Consider the following 22,741-nt stretch of genomic DNA (forward strand, 5'->3'; position numbering starts at 1 on the left):
CCAAACGATTCGGTCCGACGATCGACGTGAAACATCCCTTCACTATGTGGGCACGGTATCGACTCATACTGCACGTGCGATCTGGAGGTTGAGCCAGTCGGAGATCCACTGGATCGCGTTGCGGCCGGCGTTGTCGACGACCAGGCTGTTGTAGTTCTGGTGTGCGCCGGACGCGAAGAAGGACGCTGCGTCGAGCCCCTCCCCTACCAAGGAGACAAGGTCGCTGGCGCCCGGTGAGTTAATCATCGTGGTCAGCGAACCGGCCAGTGGTGAAAGATCCAGATCCTGCGCCTCGGTGGTGATGGTGGTAGCCATCGAGGTCTGCTTGCGGAGCAATGCGGAATCAGTTTTCGTAGCCTTGCCGGCGAGCATGTTGACCGCCACCGTGGCGAGTTCGAGTCCGACTGGGACGAGGCCGGTCATGACGGCTCCGGCCCCGAGCGGGTCGGGGAGCTGTCCTGGCGGTGGGAGCAGCTTCTCGACTGCGGCCCAAGCGATTTCCTGAACCTGACCGACGAGGTTTGCCAGGTTGATGATGTCGACATCTCCCAGGATCGACGCGACGAGCGCCGCGACCTTTGAGTAGCCGGACGGATCCGGGATTGCCGACAGAATCTGTGAGACCCATTTCAGATCGATACCCGCGGCCATCTTCACCAATGGGGAGAACTGGTTGTTCAGATCCCCTGCGACCTTGTGGGCACCGTGGGCGTCGAGCGCGGCGACCTTCTGCGGAAGAAGGTTCAGGTTCGCCAGGACCGCAGGCATATCCAGGGAGGTGAAGCCGGTGGCGACGCCCAGGACTTGGTTGACGACCACTGTGGGTTTGAGTAAGGAGAGGACTCCGGAGGCCGATCCGAGGACGTCAGTCGGTGTCGTGGCGAGCGGGGCGATCTGGCTGTCGAGGGTGCCAGCAGCGGTCGACAGGGAGGTCAGGTCCGGAGATGAAGCCGGCAGCGTCGTGGAGCCCTTGCTGGCGAGCGTGCTCGCGGTGTCGGCGATCGCGGTCACTGTCGAGAGCGCACTTCTGAGATCAGATTCTCCGGCCTTGTCCAGAACGTGGCCGGCATTATTTTCGGCGGTTCCGGCGGGAGCTGCAGCGAGCTGCCCGTTCGCCGCAGGATTGGCGGCACCGGAGCCGAGTAGTTCCGCGAGCGGACTGATGGTGTTCGCCAGAGTTGTCGCGCTGGAGGCGACCTTCTCGAGGTCGACTGTGCCGTCCGTCTTCGAGAGTTCACTGGTCAGATTGCCAGTGGCTGTGGCGAGGCTGGGAAGGTCGGCTTGGGAGAAATCCGACGCCAGTGCGGTGGCCAGGTGTGAATTGTCGCCTACCTGGCCGTCAACTCCAGCACTCGGAGCTTTGGTGAGCACTGAACCCAGCGATCCGAGCAGCGGGCTCGAACCTTTTTGGATCGAGCAGTAGAGGTCTTTCGGATCGCAGATCGACGCGACCCGGCCCGACAGCTTCCCCATGCCCTGCGGCCGCGGATCGGCGATCCCCTTTCCTGACGGCTTCGGGCCGATGACTGCTTCGCCGTTCGTTCCGGAACCGGGATCTGCGAGAAGCCCGACCGCGAGGACTTGCTCTGCCTTGAGGGGGCCGGAGCCGTTGCCGATTTCAGAGGCAAGATCACCTGCGATGTCCGCGCCCTGGGAATAGCCGGTGATGGTGAATTTGGTGTCGGAGCATTTCGTTGCGATCTCGGCGATCACGTCCTTCGCCCTCGTCAAACCATCAGATTTGCTGTCTGCGTAGGTTTTTCCGTTGTCGAAGGCTCGGGCCATGTACGGCAGAGTGTGGACCTGTGCCGCGCTACCGTTCGTGTCCGCGATGCTGTGGGCGATCGGTTTGAGCATACCGACCGGGATCGAGGGATCGGCGTCTTCTGCGGTTTCCCAGGTTCCGGGGATGAACAGGTTGAAAGTCTTCGAGCATCCGTTTGATTGGGCGGACGCGATGCCCGGCGACATCAAAGCGATGGAGGCTGCGACGACTGTTGCCGTCATCAGCATGCATACCGGACGGTGGAGGGTCGAACCTAGGAACGGCATGAGAACCTTTCTCTACCAGCAAACAAGATGTACCTGTCCGCGCGCGGACAGGCCTGACGCGCCCGATTTCAGGTGAGGGCCGCTATGGTGCTGGACGTATTCACTCCAATCAATGCGCCCTGTGAAGAACTGAGCTGTGCGAGGGCCGGGTGATCCTGCGTCTAGCGCGCATCCACACCCGAGTCGCCGTTCCTGCGAGCTGAGGTGTCCAGTGGAGGCATGTCCGGTGGGCGTTCCCAGCAGCGCTGGGTAAAGATGGATGGGTGAATGCTCCAGCCGAACTGCCCGCCGACTACGCCCAGCTTCTCGACCATCTCAAGTCGCAAGTTCGGCAAGCGCGAGTTCGCGCCACCCGAATCGTCAACACCGAACTACTCAGCCTGTATTGGGACATAGGGCACGCGATCGTGCAGCGTCAAGAGGCCGAGGGCTGGGGTTCAAAAGTGATCGACAGGCTCGCCGTCGATCTTCGATCGGCCTTTCCCGACATGCGTGGGTTGTCGCGGACCAATCTGAAGTACATGCGGCAGATGGCGAGCATCTGGGGTCGCGATGCAATTGGCCAACAACCTGTTGGCCAATTGCCGTGGGGTCATGTGACGGTATTGCTCGACAAGCTGGATAACCAGTCCGACCGCGACTGGTATGCATCAACGGCTGCTGAACACGGGTGGTCGCGCAATGTGCTGCAAAATCAGATCAACAGCGGTTTACGGCGCAGGATCGGTGCGGCACCGTCGAATTTTCAGGACCATCTTCCGGCCGAGGATTCCGATCTCGCTCAACAGTTGGTGCGTGACCCGTACGTCTTCGATTTTCTCGACATCACCGAACGTGTCGCGGAGCGGGAGCTGGAGTCCGCACTGATGCGTCGGCTGGAGCAGTTCCTCCTCGAACTGGGCCACGGGTTCGCTTTTGTTGGACGCCAGTACCATTTCGAGGTCGGTGATCAGGACTTCTATATCGACTTGCTGTTCTTCAACTGGGTGCAAGCGAGGTTCGTCGTCGTCGAGTTGAAGGTAGGCAGGTTCGAGCCGGAGTATGTCGGGAAGCTCGGCTTCTATGTTTCGTGGATCGACGACAACCTCCGAAACAAGGACATCCACGCCCCGACTGTGGGAATCTTGCTCTGCGCCGGCCGCAACGACAACGTCGTCCGATATTCACTTGCCGGAACAACTGCACCCCTCGCCGTAGCCGACTACACCTATGAGACTCTCCCCTCCCAGGTTCGCGATCTCGTCCCTACCGACGACGAGATCGCGGCAGCTGTGGAAGCCACCGTCTCCGAACTCGACTCCCAACTGCCCGTCAAACCTGACAACTCCGGCTGAGACGCGCCAATTCGATTTCGAATCTGGCCGACATATCCAGTGGTGCCAACAGATCGCTATCAGTGTTTCGCACGAGCGTCTGCGAACGAGATGCCCGGCCCTGCCCGGCGCGTCGAGAGGCAGGGCAGCTTTATGTCCAGTCGATGTGGACGGATTCGATGGAATCGAAGTGAAATCCGAAAGTGTCGCCGTACTGATCGAATCCCTTGTTCTCGGGGTAATCCATCGTGGCGTGACGTTCGAGGATGGCAACCACCCGGGCATGATCGTCATTGGCCAAAGCCATGGCGAGTTCTCGTGTTTCGTCGAGACTGAAGGGGCTGTCGGAGTTCGCGAAGTCGAGGGTACGCACTCGATAGTCGTAACCTTCCTCGGATCCGTTGCGGACGGACACTCCCCCGCGGACTCGGATGGTGGCCTTTTTGGGTTGCCCGTCGGGTCGTAGGACGCCGGCGCGGTCCATGATGTCGCGAGCTTTGACATTCTTGAGCTTCTTTTTCGCATCGGCGCGCAGTTCGTTCGTTTCGCCGGAACGGTAGCGAGAGACCGCTGACCGTGAACGGCCGATTTTCTTTGCGACAGCGTCGATTCCGCCGAGGCGTTCGATGGCGGCTCGCCGTTGTGCACGTTCGGTGACGTCGGGGTGTGGGATTCGTCCTTGCTGCGCCCAGCGGCGCAGTGTTCGGTCAGAGGGTGGCTTTCTCCCGGCGTCGACAGCTGCTTGCCGTAGGCCTTCTTTGCCGATTTCGGTACGGATCTGGCGTACGGAGACTTTGCTGGTGAGTCCGGCCAATCCCCCACTTTTGACCGATTTGGATTTTTCGATACCGCTGGTCGCTGCTGTTGAGACGGATACGTTGAGGCCGTCCAAGCCGACGGTTTTCTGTGCGGGTTTGGTTGATCGTGGTTTCGGAAGATGCAGGGCCACTATATGTTTCCTTCATCTTCGTCGGTGAACGCAGCTTTGAGCGCGAGGTTGATCTCGTGGGTGTCGCGGGCGTCGGTCAGCATGACGGTGATGTCCTCGGTGAGCGGGGAGCGCTTTTCGAGAGTCATCTTCCCGAGTGCGTCACTGTCGTCGGCGATGTCGATACCCGGGGGCAGTGGGTAGACCCAGGAGTCGGTGACCGTGCGCAGTGGCCATCGGCCGGTTTCGCGTGCGATGCGCATCGCGACGCGGCGGCCTCGCCAGCGGCAGTGCGCGATGATCGCTGCCCGCCAGAGCGGTTGGTGGTGGTGCTGCATTTGTTTGGCGGTCCACATGTCCGGGTTGACCATTCGGCCGATGTAACCCTTGTAGCAGGCGCCGATGAACCGTTTCATCGCTGTGTCGCCTGTGTCGACGGCAACTTTCCGGGCTTCGCGGAGGATCTTGGCCCACTTGTCGAGAGCTCGACCTTGTTCGGGGTAGACCCATGCTTCGGTGATGTCGAGATCGTCGAGTTCTGCGCCGATTCCGCCATCTGCGATGGACGTTTGAAGTGCATCGAGGCTGACGGTGGTGATCCAGGTCTGGACAGGTTGGTCGGCGAACATGTGTGGGTGGGGCAACGGTAGAGCGGGTGGGAGCGCCAGCATGTCGCCGGGTGGGAGGGTTACACGCCAGAGCCCGAACGGGGTTTTCGATTGCCCTGCCGCATCGAGCGCGTCCTCGCCGCGAAGATGTCGAGGTTTTCCGTAGCCGAATTCGAGCATGCCAGCGGAAGCGAGGTAAGCCGCTCGTTGGTCTATCGATACCAGTTGTGTTGCGTCGGAGAGTTCTTCGAGGTCCGGGATGCGGGTCCATCCGACTGCAGGTTCGAGATCTCCGCGGGGTTCGCCGTCCAGCGGTGGGACGGGTCCACCGACGGTGACGACGATTCCTTTACCGCTGCGGGTGCGGTCGCGTTTGATCTTGTCAACGATGGCGGCACCGGTGCGTGCTGGAGTGGGGCCGGGTAGTACGCCGAGGTGTTGTGCGCACCAGGCGAGTCGGCGTCCCAGTTCCTGCGCGGCGAGGAGGTCATCGTCGGGGAGGTAGGTTCCGGCGGTGGGTGATCCGAGGATCCCCATGTCTCCCACGCGATTGCCCCATCCGAAGTCTTTGTTCCAGTAGGTCCATACATAGGGTTCGATGAAGATGTCGACCATGGATGTGAAGTTCCCGGTGGTGCGGGAGAGGTGAACGACGTGGCCAGGCTCTCCGCGGAGTTCCCATCCTGCGGTCAGCATGGGGGTCAGTGTGGCATGGAGGATCGCGGTAAGTTCTTCGGCCGCGCGTGTGCGGAGGATTTCCATGTCGTCGACGTCATCTTCGCTACCTGGGTCGATGATCCATCCGAGCATTTCGCAGGCGTCGATTCCGACGATCCAGATCTGTGCCGGCGCACCCAGCGGGGTGAGGGTAGCCCATCTGATGAGTTTGTCGAGTTTTTCGATGGAATCTACTGGGCCGGTAAGTGTGTGGCCGGATGGCGTGTAGGTGCCAGCTGCTGTGACGATGACGGCGTGGCCGTCTGCCGACTCACTGGCGGGAGGTAGGGTGGCCGGTTCGGTTGCGTCGAGTCCGGGGGCCTGGGTGGTTTCCGGTTCCACGTCTTTGGAGCGGTCATCCGGAGGGGCGACGATATCGTCGGTGGCCGGGAGCTCAGCAGCGTCGGAATCCGTTTCGAGAGAAGCGGTGTCGTCAACGTCGAACAGTGAAGGCTGGTCTGGTTCGGGAACTTCGTCCGAACGGGTAGCGGATTCTGGTGTTTCGAGCTCGAATAGCGCGAACTGCTCCCCTTTCTTCAGCGCCATGATTCATCCTTTCCGTTCGCTGTCGTCCTCATTCGAGATCGAATGCGGCGCGCACGGCGATGGTCAGCGATTCTTCTTGTGCTGGAAAAAGATAGCCGATGATGTTACCGAGTGCGTTGGCGGGGATCGTGGTGATGTGGTCGCAGCTGACGACCGCTTCGGTGGTCATTCCATTGGCTGAACTGACGGGGACCTCAGTGGACAGCCCTCGGACCTCGGCGGTGATGGGCGCTACCGTGACGGTCCCGAGGTGCGGGCGGACCACCTCCCGGGTGAGTACGAGGACCGGCCGGACTGTATCGAGGTGGGCTTCGTGAATTGGTCGCATCAGGTCAAGCCTGTTGGCTGTCGATTGACGGCGTGGTTAGCGAGGGAACTCAGATCATGTTCGGATGTTGCGGCCGAGAGGATCTCCGCGTCTCGTGCGGCTATCTGGCGGCGACGCTCCCGTTCGAGAGCGCGCAACACTAGTGAGGCCCGCGAGGTGGCGCGATGTTCCCTGACTTCGTCGTCGAGAAATTCCACGATCTCGTCCGGTAGTCGTACCGCGATCTGCGTGCTCATATGCCAATGGTACCGAAGTGGGATTCGTTTGGGTACCACCATCGTGTGCGAGTTGTGGAACCGATCATTTCAACGGGAGGCGAGGATCGATGAAGTACTCAGCGGCCCCGACGCGGCACACCTTCCCACGCACACGGTTTCCGCTGCCTTCATCGGGTCGATCTATATCTGATGTTCTCCAGTCTCAGTGACGGTCCCGTCGATGGTCGCGTCTTCACGTCGGCACGGCTCGTATCGCTGAAATATTCGCTATGCGACAAAGGGCGTTGGGGATTCGACTCTGAATGCCTGGCACGTTGTCACCCCTCTCTACGACGCGACTGCCTCGCTACCGTCGAGAAAATGCAATAGACGTGGTACGCGGTTGGCGACGTCACTGCCAGGATTGGGTCTGGTCCCTCTCCCCTACCACGACCTCGCCCAGTGCGCGGACTACGTATCTGCGATCACATACGCGTTCACTAGGTCGTCTATACGCGAAGTGAAATCTCCAGGGTCGCCGAGTACCTGTATGACTTGAACCGCGCCGATGAATCCCGCGCACAGGTTCGCCGCCAGACGGTGGGCGGCGGAGGCGGGGAGCTGTCTGTCTGCGATCGCAGTATCGACGAGTCGGCTGGCGAGTTCCACCCACTCCCGGAATGCGGGTGGGGCGATATCGAGGCTTGCTTCTGTGGTGAGCCTGAGACCGGCTCGGGCCAGGGCATCGTCAGCTATAAGCGCCGCTAGACCGTTGAAAAATACAGCCAACTGCTCAAGCGCTGGTACCGCTGATTCGCCGCTTGATTGTCGGGTTCGGCGGAGCGCGGTCAACCAGTGGTTGATGAGTTCTCCCGCGATCGCTTCCTTGGAATCGAAGTGGAAGTACACCGCTCCTTTCGTGGAGGCAGCCTTCGCAATGATGTCGTTCAACGAGGTGGCGGCATACCCATCGATCGAGAAGGAGCGTGCAGCTGCCTTGAGGATCTTTGCCTTCGTCTCGTGCGCTCGTTGTTGTCGGGGTCGGTGGTGTTGTTCGAACGGAACGATCAAGTGGCGTCGGTCGTCTGGGTCAATCAATGCGGGTTCCTTGTCTGCAATCCGTGAGGGACTCTGCGGTGGTCAACCTCTCCATGATGACGCGATTCCTGCCGCTCGGAGACTTTGGCATTTGGTGGGTTGCGGCGCTACTCACGTTGTAGTGACGAGTTGGTCGGTGAAGTGAACATCGGAGGCTCGCATGTCGATGAGCGGCGGGTTGTCGAAGCCGGCCGCTCGGGCCGCGGTGTCAAATTTTTCGTACCGCCGCCACGAGGTCGATGTCGCAACAGGAGGATCGGACGTCTGGGCGATCATCTCCCAGGTGAGGGTTGGGTCTGCAAGCTTGCGTCGTGCGGTGTCCTTGACAGCGTCGGGCAGGTCCGATGTGGCAATGAACCATTCGAGCTCGGCGTGCGCCACCGCCTCTTCGTTCGACGGCTCCGGGTCCACTGAGGACCTCGTTTGTTCGGAGGGGTTCGGGTGCGGAGCGCTTTTCGGTGCTTGATGCGTTGCTACGACGCCAAGAGAGTGTTGGACTCCTTCGGCTGTTTCGTTGCGCATGACGATGCTTTGCGTAGCGACCGTGCCCGCGTCTGCAGCGGCATTGTCGATCTCGATCTTGTAGTCGGAGTATGCGATACCCGTTGCTTTGATCAGGATTCCCAGACCGTGAGTGAAGGCGAGTACCAGCACGGGCGGAATGATCGCGATCATGGCTGCAACGGCGGGGTCGAGAGGCGTGTAGCCAATACTCTGACCTGCTGCAACGGCCTTTTGCGCAACTGTTGCGGAGTGGAACGCATGGTAGGCGTTCCCGAGGATGCTGATCGCGACCACTGCAACAGCGACAGCAACGTAGAAGTACTTGTCGCGTCGATGCATCTTCAGTTTGCTCAGAATAACGATGGCGACGGTGGATCCGAAGATTGCACTGTCAACAATGACGGGAAAGATCCATGCGAGGTTTTCGGGGATGGTTCCTTGGCGCGCGAGGTCCCGTTGGACTGCGAAGGAGAGGACAAATGCGCCTGCGGTGATCCCGATTGCGATGAAGATCGCGATGAGAAGTGCGGCGATCAGTGCTCCAAGCTGGATCCGCGCTGCGCGCAGACTAAAATCACCCATGATCGGGTTTTCCTTCCTACAAGGGGTGTTCTCGGTCTGGAGCCTCGCTGGTTGCCGCCGGCGGGGCTCCTCCTGATTTCGGAAGATTTCTTCTGGTGGAACTCCTGCGTTTCGTCCGCTTTGCGTGGAGTGGGGGTTCTTGCGATTTCTTCCGGTCGCATGCGAGCGGCGACTGCTGTTGTTTGCGTGGTACTCCGAGCATGTCGGCGATGTCGTGCCAGCTGCGTGCATGTTGATTCAGATGTATGTGGGGTGGTCTGCAATTTTGCGTGTGTATTGCAGGACTGCAGCGGATTGCTCACGCAAATTGCTCGCCGCTTTGCGCTGCCAAGGCTTCCGAGAGCTACGGAACGGAATGCCAGCAGATGAGAGGAACACGGCATTGCACGTCCTAGCAAGGACTCCCACTCCGGGGCGGGTTCGCTGCGCGCCCGCACCCGCGGGCTGACCACTTGAACTACTGAGGTCCGTGGAATGCTTCCCGTGTGCAAACTCATTCGACGGGCACGCGCTAAGCGCCGCTGCGTAGGTCTTTCAGCCGAAGCACAAGATGCCCGTGACCGAACTCCGCAATCAGGACAATCTATCGGATGCATGCACGCAGTGCATGCCGTGCACGCTCCGCTCTAGAGTCCCCTGGCCTTCAAGTATTCGTCCAGCGCAGCCTCGGTCATCGACGCCTCGCTGATTTCACGATCGCCCGTCTCGTACCGCAATTTGTCAACACCACGCCGGAGGCGATCCTTGGTTGAAGGTTTGATGCGCGTGTTGTGGGTCATCGACAGCTTCTCCTCCTCATCTTTGCGGCCGCTGAGATCCGCTGAAGGCGATGACGGCGTAGCTGCAGGTGCCGCAGGGGTCGCGTCTCCCCTGGGCGGACGTTCCGGGATGAGTTCAGCCGGATGTGTCTTACGAATGGCAGGTTCCCGCTTCACGCTCATGCCGGTGCTCCGATCACAATGGGCAACTCAGCGAGCAAGTCACTATATGCAAGTTGCAGCGTCAATGCTTTCCCACCCTTGAACTGGTGAATCGGAGTGCGATTCGAGTGCGCGTCCTGGCGGGCCGCGAGTTCCGGGATCGACGTCTTGGCGACGAGAGAGCCGTAGGTTTCCCGTAGCTCGCTCTCTCTGAACTCATGTTCGCCGGTGGATCGTTTACGACTGATCACGATCTTGTCGAATTCCAGCTTCGGGTTTGCCCGTTTACGAACGGTGTCAATTGTCTCTTCGAGCTTCTGAACGCCGCCGACACTGTCGATTGTCGGTTCGGTGATCGCCACAACGCCATCTGCTGCAATAAGAACCGCGAACAGGACCTTGCCCATATTGGGAGGGCAGTCGAAAAGCACGGCGTCATAGGGAGAAAGGTCGAGCCCTTCGAACGCGACGTCTAGGCGAAACACCAGGTCATTCGACCCATCCGATTCGATCTTTCCGAGTTCTTCGTCTGCGGGAATGAGGTCGACGCCATCCCATGGGGTGGCGATGATCGCCTCGGCTGCAACGCCTTCCCTGGTCTGGTTCATGAGGTGGTAGGCCGTCATCATGCCCTCTTCGAGAGTGACGCCGAGGCCGCCGGTCGTATTGCCCTGCTGGTCCATGTCGACGACAAGTACTTTTCCGCCGACCGCGGTGATGGCGCTGGCAAGCCCGAGAGTGGAGGCCGTCTTGCCTACCCCACCCTTCTGGTTGCCGAGTGCGATTTTGCGTGGCTGCATTGCGGACCTTTCATCGAGGGCGTTGACGCGTGTGAGGCGTGCATTGCGTGTGGATCACGCGCTGCATGCAATATGTGCATTGCTTGCTGTGTGCGCAATCCACGCTGTACGTGGGTTACATGCAGACTGTGCGTTACACGCGACCTGAGCACCGCATGCATTGCATGCTGGGTCTGCTCTGCCCGCTAGACACGCACACTGTGCATTACGTGCGCGCGTAGCATAACACGCATGTATTGCATGACGTTCAAGCCTTGCACTCTGTGCGTGTCATGCACGTGCTGCATTACCTGCACCCCGTGCGCACAACGCATGCAACGCTCACCATGCGTGCACCGCAACCCACGCACGTCTCGCTCGACACGCTAGCCATGCTTCGCCCGCAACCCACGCATGCGTTGCGCACAATGCACGTCTCGCACGCCGCGCAATCACCTCATTCAACGCATGGCATGCGCTGCGTACTCTGCTCGCTCAGCATGCACGCACTGCCATGCATGCCGTGCGTGTACTGCATGCAGGACACGCATCAAATGTTATGCACGGTAAGCACGCACCCCTTGCGCCGCAAGCAGATCATGCATTGCATGCATTGCATGTTCTTTCGATTCCCTGCATGCATTGCATGCACCTCACGCATTGCGTGAAGCAGCAAAATAGCAGGTCAATACGCTTATGCGTGTCGAACGAATCAAAAATACCTGCCGCAAGTGTCACGCGTTGTTGCAAAAGCTCGACTCGACCGAGAGCAGCTTCGCTAACACGATCACCCGATCGTGAGACGTTTCAGAGACCGAATCGAAACGTGTGGCAGTCCTCTCGGTCAGCTTGTTAAGGAAACGAAGGGACGCTATTCGGCTGCTAACTGAGTAAAGGCCGAAATTGTAGGATTCGACAATCTCCGATGTGCGCGCAGAACAAATTGTTCACCGTCGCGAGCGGTCATACCCAGCCATCCGCCAATGCACCGCCCTTGCGGGGATGGCAGGAAAGCACCAACCTTGCAAGGCAGGCAAGAACAGACTGCCACTTCAGAAACTCTCTGATTTTCGCGCCGGGGGCACGTCAATAGAAGCCCGTACCCCTTTGAAGGCCAGAACATACTTCATTCCATCGGGGTCCGAACATCGAGGGCAGAAGGAAGAACTCACATGAACTGCACGGATGGTGAAGTGAGACATGCGTGGGCCGAACAACCGCACTGATCGCGGGGGAGGGGCCCAATTCTATTGAGAGATACAGCCGATTCACTGCCAGTCGGGGGGCTCATCTAACTTCACGAACAACATTGCGGAAGCATCTCAGGACACCGCGGGGCCCGCGGTGCAACGAAATTTCTGCGCGAAAGGCAGGTCGCAGTGTGAACCCGGAGGTGTGAGGGAAGGGACATGTGGAGATCCGGATGACTCGACGTTCGGCCAAAGTGCAATGACCGAAGCGAATCCGAGCAGGCACTGACTTTACGTCACAGTGACGAAATGAAGCTGAGGGGCGGGGTGGGAAGAATCAGTTTCATCAGGCTTCATTTCGCCGCTTTCCGAACAGAACTTTCGGGTGGGTGGACATTTCGAATACAACGACGTGTGAATCGCTACGCCCAAACACACGCACTTTTCGACCGAGCGGGGGAGGGGATGGAGACAAGCTTCCCATCTACAAGTATCCCGTTCAGGATGCCGACTCTGCCGAGTCGACAGCTACGAACGACACAAGCAGCCCACCGTTTTACGCAACAGCGCTGCCATACATGCAATGCATGCCTTGCAACGCACGCATTGCATGTATCGCATGCGCGACCAGAATGCCTCGCAACGCATGCGTCACACGCAGTGATCGCACCATGCTTCTCTGCGCAAAAAGCCGCCTACCTGCGCAAATCAAGTTTCTCAGTCAGGTACATGTCTCGAGAGATATGACCAATAGACGATCCGAATACCTACGGACGCGTCTGCATAGGAGGAGCGGCAGTCGCAAAAACTCTTCTTCGATGTTGAACCAGTACCAACGCAGCGCCATTCAGGCGCAGAGAAGCGAACCGACAGCCCACCATTGACTGGTTCAGGCGGGGTCAGTTCTCCGAAAATGGCTGTGGAGCTCCGCGTATTAGATCAAAATGTTGTCCTCCCGGTTCTTTGTGTCCCGATCAACCTCGCCATGAGTATTTAGAGCCCGTGGCGATCAGGGTGCTGTGCTACGGACCACAACCCTTCTCAGCAACGCTTGTCGATCATCGCGAGGCGCGATTTTGGACGTGAATTGCCTGGCTGGATTGGGACCAGGAAGCCTCAATGTTGCAGCTTGCATGCCAGGTGAGCCCGAATGCTGGCTAGGATCTTGGCGCGGTGCTCCGGGTTCGCTGCCATTTTCGTACGCTGCACATGTGAGTTTTCAAGTAATTCTTGTTCCCTCTTTCGCGCCAGGTCGGCCGATTTACGCTGTTCACTGGGTGATTCTCCGGTCCAGTCGATCCCATCGAGCCTGCGTCTGAGGTACGCCAACGGTGAGATCAGGCTTGATCTCGTTGGCCAGATCCACCCCCGATCTGCTGTGTCTCGGGAGAGCGTCAGTGCGATGTCACGCCCTGTCCATCGCGTCGTATCGATTTTGACATCGCGGAGAAGATCACAGATCGCCCCGATATGTCCGGGCGGTCTAAGAGCCGGCGCATGGTTGACGAGTTCGGCTGCAGTCCTCTGAAGTGCCAGAGGCCGGGGTGCGATCCGAGAAGTGCTTCGTTTTGTTGTTGTGAGCTGGGCTCGCGCGTGCGCGCGTTGGTGAGTTCTTCCTAACGGAAGAACTTCAAAAGATAAAAAACCAACACTAGATAGGGTGTCAGTTCCTATCAGCCCTGGTCGACTGCTGTGGGGCTGATTGACGCGGTTGACGTCGGGCCTCAGAGAGCTGCGAGCACTGCGGCGGGTTGCTCTTTCAGACGCGCGAGACGGCCGCGTCTTGGCGAGTTTGCGGTGAGGTGTCGTTGCCACAATTGCTCGAGGGGATGACAGTGACCACGTCGATGCAGCGCGGCGCTGTTGACCCCCGTGATGGGCTTCAGCAGCCAGAAATTCCAGAGTTTTAAGGTTCCGTCCCCGGACGTGTTCGATACCCATTCCCAGAGCGATGAGCACGCGCCTGGCGCGGTTGACAGAGGATTCGCTGACGTTGGCCCGGGCAGCGATCGTTGATTTCGCTGCGGAGACCCCGCGGCCGGTGTGGGATTCGGCGAAATGTGCGTGAGCTTGTGCCACTGCGTAAGCCTTGTCGGGCTTGATCAGGTTGCGCGCGCACAACGCCTTGCCGGCCGGGTTGGTGGTGTGATGCCGGAATTGGCGGAGCCATTCCCTGCGTGATGTCCACACTGGAACGCGTGCTTGTTCCGTTGGTTCGACAGGTAGGGACCAAGAGCGTCCACGCTGGTCAGTGGACTCGTTGAGTTGCCGAGTAGCGGCTTCGAGGCGAGCGATACGTGAGAGAGCATCGTCGACTGCCGCTTGCCATTCATCGACTTCTGTCGATTGAGGGACAGTGGATTGGGTGCCGATGTGCGACACGCCGAAGGTTGGTGATATGGAATGAGTTGGGGTGTATTCAGGGTATGCGCTACCCTGAGACATACCTGCCATAGGTAAGTCCCTTCCAGGGGATGCAGTACGAGCAGAGAAAGCGCTAACTTTCGAAGCTCACCTCTCAAGAATGTTCGAGAACAGATGTCGGAGAACCTGCCAGTTCTCAGTCGACGTCAAGGACCTGCCAGTCCTTATTTCGCCGCGATGCGGTCCGCTCCCAATCACCCCCTTCGGGGGCCTTTGTGCTTTTCAAGAGGTCTGCGCTGTTTAGTTAGGTATCGGGGCACTTCGTTCGTTGTCGGCTAGGGGCGGCCTCCCTGTCTGCGGATCCGCTGTACGCGCGTTGCGGCCGCGGTCGTTCGGGAGATCTGTTCGATCCGGCGGCCGCACATCGGTACCGCTACGGGTACGGTGCTGGCTTGCTCGGATGGGACATTCGGGACGCAGAAGTGTGATCCGGTCGCCATGAAAGCTGAAATGTGATCTGGACGTGCCAAAAATGACACCGTGAACACGTCCGCGAGTATGGCGGAATTGCGTTTCTGCGATATCATCGAGTAAGCACCGCCTCTTCCTTTCGAGGTAGTGGTGGTCACCGCCTCTTCCTTCACTGGGTTAGTGGTGGTCAGGGAGCTGGGAAGCTCTCACAACCGCATAAACGGACAGCCCCCGATGCCGCCAAGCCCTGGGGGTTGTTCGCTGTCTAGGGATAGTTCATGCGCCGACCGCAAGCTGCTCGATGCGACGCAGTGATCCAGCTGCCTCGACCTCGAGAAGTCTCAGCTGGTCCGGATGCAGTTTGTCGATGATGTAGTCCGGTATGTCCAGTCCGTGGGTGATGGCCAATATGAGCACGGAGTAATCCCCAGCAGGGATTCCGAGTTCGGCGGCCCGATCCTCGTACACCTTGTGCTGCTTGAGGGGAGCACGAGTCGCGATGTGTCCGCGAGGTCCCTTGTTGTGCTGTGCCATGAGGAAAGACTAGAACCAATCTGTAACTGATACGGGTAGGCGCGCTTGTTCGGTGTGTCGCGTGTGGTTGATGTTGCCATGGAGTTCTGAGGGATTTTGCGGCGGCCCGGGGATTTTGCGGCGGCCCGCCTCACAGCCCACCGCCGGCCCGGCCAGCGAGGGGCTTGACGGACCACCTCTGCGGCTTCGCTGAAGGTGGAGTTTGGGTGCGTTGGCGGTTCGATGATGGGTCTAGCGTTGGAATCGGGTTGGATTCTTCGGGAGCGGATGGAGATGCTTGGCTCTCATGCTGTCAGACGCCGGGGAGGTTCATGTGTGACTGAACGCGGGGGAGGGGTTACGTAACCCGCGTGTTGGACGGCGCTTCCGCAGCCTGCTGCCGTGTGTCGTGGAGATGGATGGCGACAGGGGGCCTGTGGACAGTCGATGGTGCGTCTGCGAGCTCGATAGCTCGGGTCACGTGTCGAGAGGAGCACCTGAAAGATCCGGAAAGGCACCTCAACCTGTCAACTGTCGAACGTATGTTTCCAGCGGGGAAGGTTTGTGCCTTCGTGTTCGCCTGCGAATCGTGACGGGACTTCGGTTGGGGGAGGTCGATCCGCGCATATTGTCACGCAGAATGCTCTTTATCGCAGTTGCCCAAAGGATTTCGTCACCGGATTCGAACATTAGAGTCGTGCGTCGTTCGACTTCCGTGAGTACATTGCTCGGATCGACATATCGACGGTGCGCTGTTCGCGCACTCGAAGGAATACTTCGCATTCCGTCAACATCGTTTCTCAGGACTCAAAGGTTCCACAACGCCAACAGTTCGTCCCGAAGACTGAGCGAGCGAACGTAGTGGTTGGACCGCAGTTGTGCGCTGGGGTACCCGACATCGACGAGATACCTCTCGGTGTCTGCCACAGGAAGCGGTAGCAGGTCGTTGCGAACGCGGAGAAAGCATTGAAATTGACTGGGGGAATCTGGTATTCGATCCTGGTTGGATATCACGACAGCGGGCGGCAATAGCAAGTCGTTGTCCGTGGAGATACGGATGACGACGTCCCCACGTGCCATGCTGCTTGGTTTTCCGAGTCTAAGTGTTTCGAGTCGATATCTCACGCTCGGATTGACCGAAAGATGCTTTGTTGAAGTCTGTTTCACAGCTGCGATGCGCACGGAAGAACGGTTTTCGTGATCGCTGTCTTGCCTAATAAAAACTCGGTTGGTCGGAGTCGGAAGAAAGTCGTTGTCGGGGTTCTGCATTCGGCCGGTGATGCCGGGTATGGGTACGGCACGCCCGATCGCCCATTCGTGCGCAGCGTTGTCGATGAATATCTGGTCTACAGCAGTGGTTTCGTCGATATTGCTGATGAACGCGCGACTGTCGGCAACCACTTGCGGGTCATCGGAAATGACGACCGCTTCATGGGTGAATGTGGAATTCTCGGAAGCATTCGCCGAGCCGATTACAGCTCGTTGGTTCGTCACGATGACCTTGGCGTGCAGTGTTGACGACGACAGGATGCGAACGCCCTTGCTGAGGTAGTGCGCAAGAACGACAGGTGAAGTGGCGTGGGCGCGGATCGCCGCGGTAGAAGCATTGACGATCAGAAGGTCTCCACTGCGAAGTGGAAGTAGTTCGGGCGCAAGGTGTCCGAGATAGGGGATAGCGGCATAGCGCGGGCCTCGCGTTCGGATCGCACGAGTGATGTGTGGCCACGGGTTCGGTCCGTGGAAGCTGGTCCCCATAACCTAGAACGATATCGCGATTTGGGCCCGATTTCTGGCGCCTTCGAGGCAAAGGGGGACGTTGCCTCGAAGGCTGCCATTGTTGTGCGTCATCTCCGGGAGCAAAGTGCCTTCCGAACTGTGTGTGATCTGTCGTGGAGGTAGAGGAACGGTGTGGATACCACCTCCCCAGCTGGACGACGTAGTAGCCCAGTGCTGCTGCAGCGCTGTAGATTCAGCGCAAGAATCTGATATGGGGACAGTGGCGGTGAGAGTGCAGGATGGGTGGGGAAGGGACCTGTCGTTGGCTCGAACCGGTGAATCTGCCGCGGTACGCGATCCCGTTGAGGTGGGGATGGGCGCGGTTGATCGTGCGGCCCCACGCCTGGCCTGTGCCGAGGGCGTGGTTGCATCCGGGCGGGTTGCCACTATCCGAGCTCGCATCTGTTGTGAGCTCAATTTCTGGTGGACTGCTCGATCAGAGGAGTCCGGCGGTTCGGAAGAAGTCAGTGACAGCGCCGGTGTCGGTCATGCCGTAGACATCGATGGTCAATCCGGTTTCCATGTTGACGTAACTTCCCGACACTTGTCCGGTGGCGCCGTCACTGATATTGACTCCTGCTGTGCGGGAGTCATTTTCGACCAGGGTGTAGTTCCCGTAGTCGTATTCGCGGTATCCGAGAAGTGTTTTCTTCGCTTGTTTCAGGTCGAGGCTGGCTGTGAAGCGATTGCCGTATTCGGAGAAGCTTTTGGCGAGTTGGTTGGATTTTTTGATATCGCAACTGATCACGAGGGCACCGTCGCTGGTGAAGGTGGATTGCCGGCAGTTTTCTGCGGCGCTGCCCAAGGCTGTGGGGAGGGCGGCTTTGACGGTATCGGCGTCGGTGACCGGTCCGGCAGTGATGGTCGGTGCGGTTGTGGTGCCGGCGGCGGCTGGGTTGTCCACGTTCGGGTTGTCCGGTGACGGGCGCAGAACGATCACGGCTGCCACGATTGCTCCGATGACAACGAGAGCGCTGGCGGCTGCAAGGTATTTGATTGTCTTGGAGTTGGACGGGTTCGAGGTGTGAGGGCTTTGAGCGGTGGTGGCGCTCAGGGTGAAGACGGGTTGCATCTGCTCAGGAGCGGCGCGGGTGTTCGGGCCTGTCCCGATGCCGGGAGCAGTGAGCTGTGGGTTGGCATAGTTACGTTGAACCCCGGCACCGATAAGCGCGCCCTGGGCGACAACTGTTTTCGGGTCGTCGAGAGTCGCGATCGGCCCGAGGACAGCGAGGCGTTGATGGACCAGCGGGATCCGCGACGAACCACCAGTCAGGTACAGGGCCGAGAGCTGACTCGGATGAGTGATGCCCGCATCGATGAGTGTCTGTCGCGTCAGCGCGACTGCACGGTCGACGGCTGCGGCGATGAGGGATTCGAATTCCGGGCGGGTGATGGACAGTGTTTCCTGATGTCCGTTTCCGTTGACCGTGATCGTTGCTGACGGGCTCGAGGAGAGCAGTTCCTTGGCTCGTTGGATGGAGTCGTCGAGACTTCGGGTGACGTGCAAGGGCGCGGAGGTGCGGATGAAGTGCAGCAGGTCGGGATTGCGGTCATTGAGCATGTGATCGACCCACCCTCGTAGTACCGCGTCGAGGTTCTTTCCGCCGAGGCTGTTGTCGCCGCGAGCAGCGATGATGTCGAACGAATTGGCATCTGTTGCAGTGAGGACTGCGATGTCGAGGGTGCCGCCGCCGAAGTCGAACACTGCGATCTTCGTTCCTGCGGGCATGGTTTCGGTGCGTGAGTAGTAGTGCGCGGCGGCCCGGGGTTCGGAGACGGTACTGACCTGTCCCGATCCGTAGCCGACCCTGGCTGCAGCGTCGAGCAGCACTCCGACCTCGCGTGGTGACCAACCCTCGGGATGGGTCAGGACCAGATGGGAGGGCGCTTGGTCGCGGTGGACGGCGGTGGCACGGCCGATCACGGTGTGCAGGACAGCAGCGATGGGCAACGAGGCGGGGATGTCGTAGCCGTTGACGTGGACCACGCCTTGTCCGACGACGCGTTTGGGGGAGGGGATGAATGCCGCTGGGTTCGTTTCGGCCCGGTTCAGGGCGACGTCGCCGACATCGATGGTCGCTGGTGATTCCACGAATACGGCCGAACTCATCAGGTTGCCTTGGTGGGTCAGAGAGAGAGTTTCCACTGCTCCGGTGACAACACCGGTGTGCGCGGCGGCGGTATTCGATGTTCCGAAGTCGACGCTCAGCATCCAACCCGACATGATGTGTCTCTTTCCTGTGATTGCTCGTCGACCGCGCTGTGTCGGTCAGGTTTCCTGAAGCGGATGTCTATTGGTCGGTGACGGAACAGAACATCCACTGGCCTTCTTCGCGGACGTATTCGACCAGGACCACGCCTTCGTCTGTGGTGCCATTCTTATCTGTGATGATCCGCAGACGGACGGAGGCGTTGTCGCCGATGACGTTCGAGGAGATGAATTCCTTGACCGTGATCGTCACAGTGCCTGTTGCGGGGGTGTCGTCGGGGGTCGTTGTCACGGTGACGTAGCCGGCGCAACGCATGGATTCGACTTTGGCTTTGTCCCCTGCACTGACGGCGGCGAGGTATTCGGTGGTCCGGTCCTGGACCGCTGTGATGTCGTCAGCGGTGCCGGGCGCGGTGTTCACCGTGCGGATTGGCGAGGCGTTGTGCGTGGTGGTGTCGTTGTTCGACGAGGTCGACAGCCATACCGCTGCTCCGACAGCGCAGAGTGCGACGAGTACGCCTGCACCGATGAGAACACCGCGTGAGCGGGACTGCGACGACTGCGCCGCGGGGGTTACCGCGGCCTCGAATGGCGAGGACTGCGAGCTGTGCGGATTGTGAGTGGGAACGCTGCCGGTACGGGCGGATTCCCCGAACAACGGCGCTCGTGCGGGCGACTGCTCACCTGCACCAGCGGAAGTGGTCGATGGAAAAGGGCCGGTCGGTGCAGCAGACGATCGTGTGGTGGCGATTAGTGCACCTTGAACGACCACTGTTTTCGGATCATCGAGAGTTGCGATCGGACCGAGTGCAGCGATCCGGCTCTGCACCAGTGGGATCCGGGATGAGCCGCCGGTTAGGTACAGCGCCGTCAACCCTTGTGGTCCGGTCAACCCTGCGTCCACCAGAGCGGCATGGGTCAAGGCGGCTGCGCGCTCGATTTCCGGAGCGATGATCGATTCGAACTCGGCGCGGGTCAGGGTGAGGGTTTCGCGGCGGTCGTGCCGGCTGTCCACTACGGAGATCGTCGCGGACTCGGTGGAGGAGAGGAGTTCTTTGGCGCGGCGGATGGAGTCGTCGAGGGTCCGCAGGATGTGGGCCGGTGCGACGGTCCGCAGAAAGTGCAGCAGCTCGGGGTTCTCGTCCTGAAGTTGAATATCGACCCAGCGGCGCACGGGCATCGTCAACTTAACTGTGCCGTCAGTCAGGGATGATGGTCGGATGAGTCGTGGAGACGAAACGCGGGTGGATTCGACGCGGTCGCCGTACAAACGGCACCGCTATCCCGCGGAGATCATCGCGCACTGCGTGTGGCTGTACTACCGGTTCGCCTTGAGTTTGCGCGACGTCGAGGAGTTGATGCTAGCCCGCGGCATCGTCGTCTCGCACGAGACGATCCGCACATGGTGCGCGAAGTTCGGGCCAGAATATGCGCGTGGCCTGCGTCGACGCGCTCCCGAACCTGGCGATAAATGGTTTTTGGACGAGGTGTTCGTCAAGATCGGAGGCATCCGGCATTACCTGTGGCGGGCGGTCGATCAGGGCGGGAACGTCCTTGACGTCCTGGTCCAGTCGCGCCGTAACGCGAAGGCGGCGAAACGCTTCTTCAGTAAGCTGATGCGCAAGCATGGCCGGGTGCCGAGGGTGCTGGTGACCGACAAGCTCGCCAGTTATGTTGTGGCACATCGGGAGTTGATGCCGTCGGTTGAACATCGCCGCTCGAAGTATCTGAACAACCGGGCCGAGAACTCCCATCAACCGACCAGGCAGCGCGAACGGGCGATGAAGTTTTTCCGCTCACCGGGTGCAGCGCAACGGTTTCTGGTGGTGTTCAGTGCGATTTCGCCGCACTTCCGGCCCGGGCGACACACGCTCACCGCGAGCGATTACCGCTCCGAAATGACCAACCGCTTCGCCACCTGGAACGACGTCACCGGCGTACCCGTCGCCGCCTGAACCCGTTGTCACACCGAAAGAATCCGCCAAGAATTCCCGAATGCTGTTGATCCCCAGTCATGTTCAGTTAAGTTGACAGAGCCCTGTGGAAGTTGGTTTGCCTGAGGCTCGGGTGACGTGTTGATTCTGTGGAGCCGTGGATCCGGGCGTGTGGATCGATTTCCCGGAAAGTTCCGGATCGCTATGAGGCGCCTCATGAGCAGGTTAAGGATCGTGTCGGGCGGTCGGAAACTTGCTCATCGTCGTAGTCGATTTTCCAGGGCATCTGGGTCACCGCTATACGGCCTTGAACGACGCTCGTTGCGAGTTTGTGTGGCAGTCTTCCGCGAGCATCGAACTCACCTATTAAATACCGACTGAACTTCTTTATTTACCTCGAGTGGGGATGCTCGTGTTGACTATTTGTTGGATCAGTGTGAGTCGATGCTCCGAGAAGCGGCGGATTGCGTCCTTGTCGCCTGCCAGATGCGCTCGCGCCAGCAGGTCCTGACAATTGTGTAGCTGTTCGGTGAGAGTCATGTGTCGGTGCTTCCAATTCTGGGTTGGGTACATCCGGTACATTCGCGACCCTCTCATTTTCTTCGGGGGTCGGGAAGTCTGGCGCGAAGGGTGTGAATGATGCCATCGATTGCCATGTCCGGGCGCACTACCGGGTCGGCGGTGCGAATCGGCTGGGGTGGCGCACGCTGGGGGAATTCTTGACTGGCCTGCGGCAGGTGTTGTCGGGTGGGGTGGTTCTGATCGATCTTGAAGACTGGTGTTTCTGAGTCAAAGATTCTGATCGTAGATCTTGTATCGGAATCTATTGTTGTGCAATGTCTTTCGTCTGCATTCGCTAAGGATGCTGCGTCGTGATTGTCGTGAACGGATTCGGTGTGCTCGGTCGAGCGGCGTTGGCCGGGTACTCCTTGTTGTGGGGATGTGCTCGTGTGGATTCGAGTGAGAACATCGTGCTGGGACGTCTTCGTCTCAGATGTGGAGCCTCACTGTGCAACGAGGGCTGAAGGGTGATCAACCAGTTTGTCGATGCGGCGCTTTCATGGTTATCGCCTCAGTCTCAGGGGGAGTCACCCCGGGCGTAGTCTCTCAGGGGAGAGCTATCGTCCTTCGGTTCTGCGGCCGATTTCTTCGAGCATTTGTCCGATGGTGAAGTGCCGCACTGATGCTGGAATTGCGTCTACGAGGCCGGATTCCTCCTCGGTCATGTAGTCGGCGGCGACGAGGACCTCTTGGATATGGACATCGAACGCGGTGGCGGCGCGGCGTATGACACTGTGCGATGGTCTCCGAACGATCGACATCCACTGGCGTAGTACTGATGGGTAGATGTCGAGGGCGTGAGCAGCCTCCTTGACGCTGCTGTAACCGCGAAGTTCGATCTGTGCTTGCACCCATGAACCGAATGGACTCATACGGGACATCGTTTCAGGTGATTGACGCTGAAACGAATCGGGTGAGTGATCCGATCCAGGGCGGGGCGGCGAGCACGGACGCTCGGGCCTCTGGTGCGTGGTGGTGTCGATTGTTCGAGGACGTCTCATGCATCTGCTGGAGAGATTGTCCGTCAAATCGGGGTCATAGGAGGTAGTGAGGGTGTTTGTTTGCGACTCGACGGGCACTCTGGCATGGCAGAGAAACTCGTTGGTGTCCAAGCGTTTTGAGTACAGGTGAGGAGAAGTGTTATAAACGAT

At 59.4% G+C, this 22,741-nt stretch carries 17 protein-coding genes; 3 read left to right on the forward strand and 14 right to left on the reverse strand.

Features of this window, described 5'->3' with window-relative positions:
- Positions 1–63 precede the first annotated feature (63 nt).
- Entirely contained in the window at positions 64–2,013 is a 1,950-nt protein-coding gene (locus AC3WQS_RS27760; RefSeq protein WP_139148547.1) for a cutinase family protein, read from the reverse strand.
- A 302-nt stretch (positions 2,014–2,315) separates the two neighbouring features.
- Between AC3WQS_RS27760 and AC3WQS_RS27765 the strand changes: the two genes are divergently transcribed.
- Complete coding sequence (locus tag AC3WQS_RS27765) at positions 2,316–3,386, forward strand: PDDEXK nuclease domain-containing protein (RefSeq protein WP_003941261.1); 1,071 nt, start codon at positions 2,316–2,318, stop codon at positions 3,384–3,386.
- 130 nt (positions 3,387–3,516) lie between these two features.
- On the opposite strand, the gene AC3WQS_RS27770 is transcribed toward AC3WQS_RS27765, so the two are convergent.
- The 12 genes from AC3WQS_RS27770 to AC3WQS_RS27825 all read right to left on the reverse strand — a co-directional run bounded on the left by AC3WQS_RS27770 (position 3,517) and on the right by AC3WQS_RS27825 (position 20,275).
- Complete coding sequence (locus AC3WQS_RS27770; RefSeq protein WP_007733683.1) at positions 3,517–4,314, reverse strand: hypothetical protein; 798 nt, start codon at positions 4,312–4,314, stop codon at positions 3,517–3,519.
- Positions 4,314–6,164, reverse strand: a complete 1,851-nt coding sequence (locus AC3WQS_RS27775; RefSeq protein WP_492713158.1) for a hypothetical protein — start codon at positions 6,162–6,164, stop codon at positions 4,314–4,316. The genes AC3WQS_RS27770 and AC3WQS_RS27775 overlap by 1 nt, the downstream gene beginning before the upstream one ends.
- 28 nt (positions 6,165–6,192) lie before the next feature.
- Positions 6,193–6,492 (reverse strand): type II toxin-antitoxin system PemK/MazF family toxin, encoded by a 300-nt coding sequence (locus AC3WQS_RS27780; protein WP_070797432.1) that lies wholly within the window; start codon positions 6,490–6,492, stop codon positions 6,193–6,195.
- Positions 6,492–6,728, reverse strand: a complete 237-nt coding sequence (locus AC3WQS_RS27785) for a YlcI/YnfO family protein (RefSeq protein ID WP_070797433.1) — start codon at positions 6,726–6,728, stop codon at positions 6,492–6,494. Before AC3WQS_RS27785 ends, AC3WQS_RS27780 begins: the two co-directional genes overlap by 1 nt.
- Before the next feature lie 432 nt (positions 6,729–7,160).
- Entirely contained in the window at positions 7,161–7,787 is a 627-nt protein-coding gene (locus AC3WQS_RS27790; protein ID WP_241841249.1) for a TetR family transcriptional regulator, read from the reverse strand.
- Between the two features lie 111 nt (positions 7,788–7,898).
- Entirely contained in the window at positions 7,899–8,873 is a 975-nt protein-coding gene (locus AC3WQS_RS27795) for a DUF2637 domain-containing protein (RefSeq protein ID WP_492713157.1), read from the reverse strand.
- A gap of 626 nt (positions 8,874–9,499) precedes the next feature.
- Positions 9,500–9,814, reverse strand: coding sequence for a hypothetical protein (locus AC3WQS_RS27800; protein ID WP_070797435.1), 315 nt, complete (start codon positions 9,812–9,814; stop codon positions 9,500–9,502).
- Positions 9,811–10,593, reverse strand: a complete 783-nt coding sequence (locus AC3WQS_RS27805) for a ParA family protein (protein WP_070797436.1) — start codon at positions 10,591–10,593, stop codon at positions 9,811–9,813. The genes AC3WQS_RS27800 and AC3WQS_RS27805 overlap by 4 nt, the downstream gene beginning before the upstream one ends.
- Before the next feature lie 4,280 nt (positions 10,594–14,873).
- Entirely contained in the window at positions 14,874–15,131 is a 258-nt protein-coding gene (locus AC3WQS_RS27810; protein ID WP_007733695.1) for a hypothetical protein, read from the reverse strand.
- Between the two features lie 786 nt (positions 15,132–15,917).
- Positions 15,918–16,865: a phospholipase D family protein gene (locus AC3WQS_RS27815; RefSeq protein ID WP_070797437.1), complete on the reverse strand. Its 948-nt coding sequence runs from the start codon at positions 16,863–16,865 to the stop codon at positions 15,918–15,920.
- Between the two features lie 457 nt (positions 16,866–17,322).
- The gene (locus AC3WQS_RS27820; protein WP_492713156.1) at positions 17,323–19,110 is read right to left on the reverse strand and encodes an Hsp70 family protein; all 1,788 of its coding nucleotides are present in this window, start codon (positions 19,108–19,110) and stop codon (positions 17,323–17,325) included.
- A gap of 67 nt (positions 19,111–19,177) precedes the next feature.
- A complete protein-coding gene (locus AC3WQS_RS27825; RefSeq protein ID WP_492713155.1) occupies positions 19,178–20,275 on the reverse strand; it encodes an Hsp70 family protein in 1,098 nt (365 codons plus the stop codon).
- Between the two features lie 40 nt (positions 20,276–20,315).
- Here AC3WQS_RS27825 and AC3WQS_RS27830 point away from each other — a divergent pair, with 40 nt between their 5' ends.
- Positions 20,316–21,050 (forward strand): IS6 family transposase, encoded by a 735-nt coding sequence (locus tag AC3WQS_RS27830; protein WP_492713154.1) that lies wholly within the window; start codon positions 20,316–20,318, stop codon positions 21,048–21,050.
- A gap of 851 nt (positions 21,051–21,901) precedes the next feature.
- Complete coding sequence (locus AC3WQS_RS27835) at positions 21,902–22,054, forward strand: hypothetical protein (protein ID WP_492713153.1); 153 nt, start codon at positions 21,902–21,904, stop codon at positions 22,052–22,054.
- A 93-nt stretch (positions 22,055–22,147) separates the two neighbouring features.
- On the opposite strand, the gene AC3WQS_RS27840 is transcribed toward AC3WQS_RS27835, so the two are convergent.
- Complete coding sequence (locus AC3WQS_RS27840) at positions 22,148–22,462, reverse strand: XRE family transcriptional regulator (protein WP_487760650.1); 315 nt, start codon at positions 22,460–22,462, stop codon at positions 22,148–22,150.
- Positions 22,463–22,741 lie beyond the last annotated feature (279 nt).

The sequence above is a fragment of the Rhodococcus sp. FW305-130 genome (assembly GCF_058788335.1).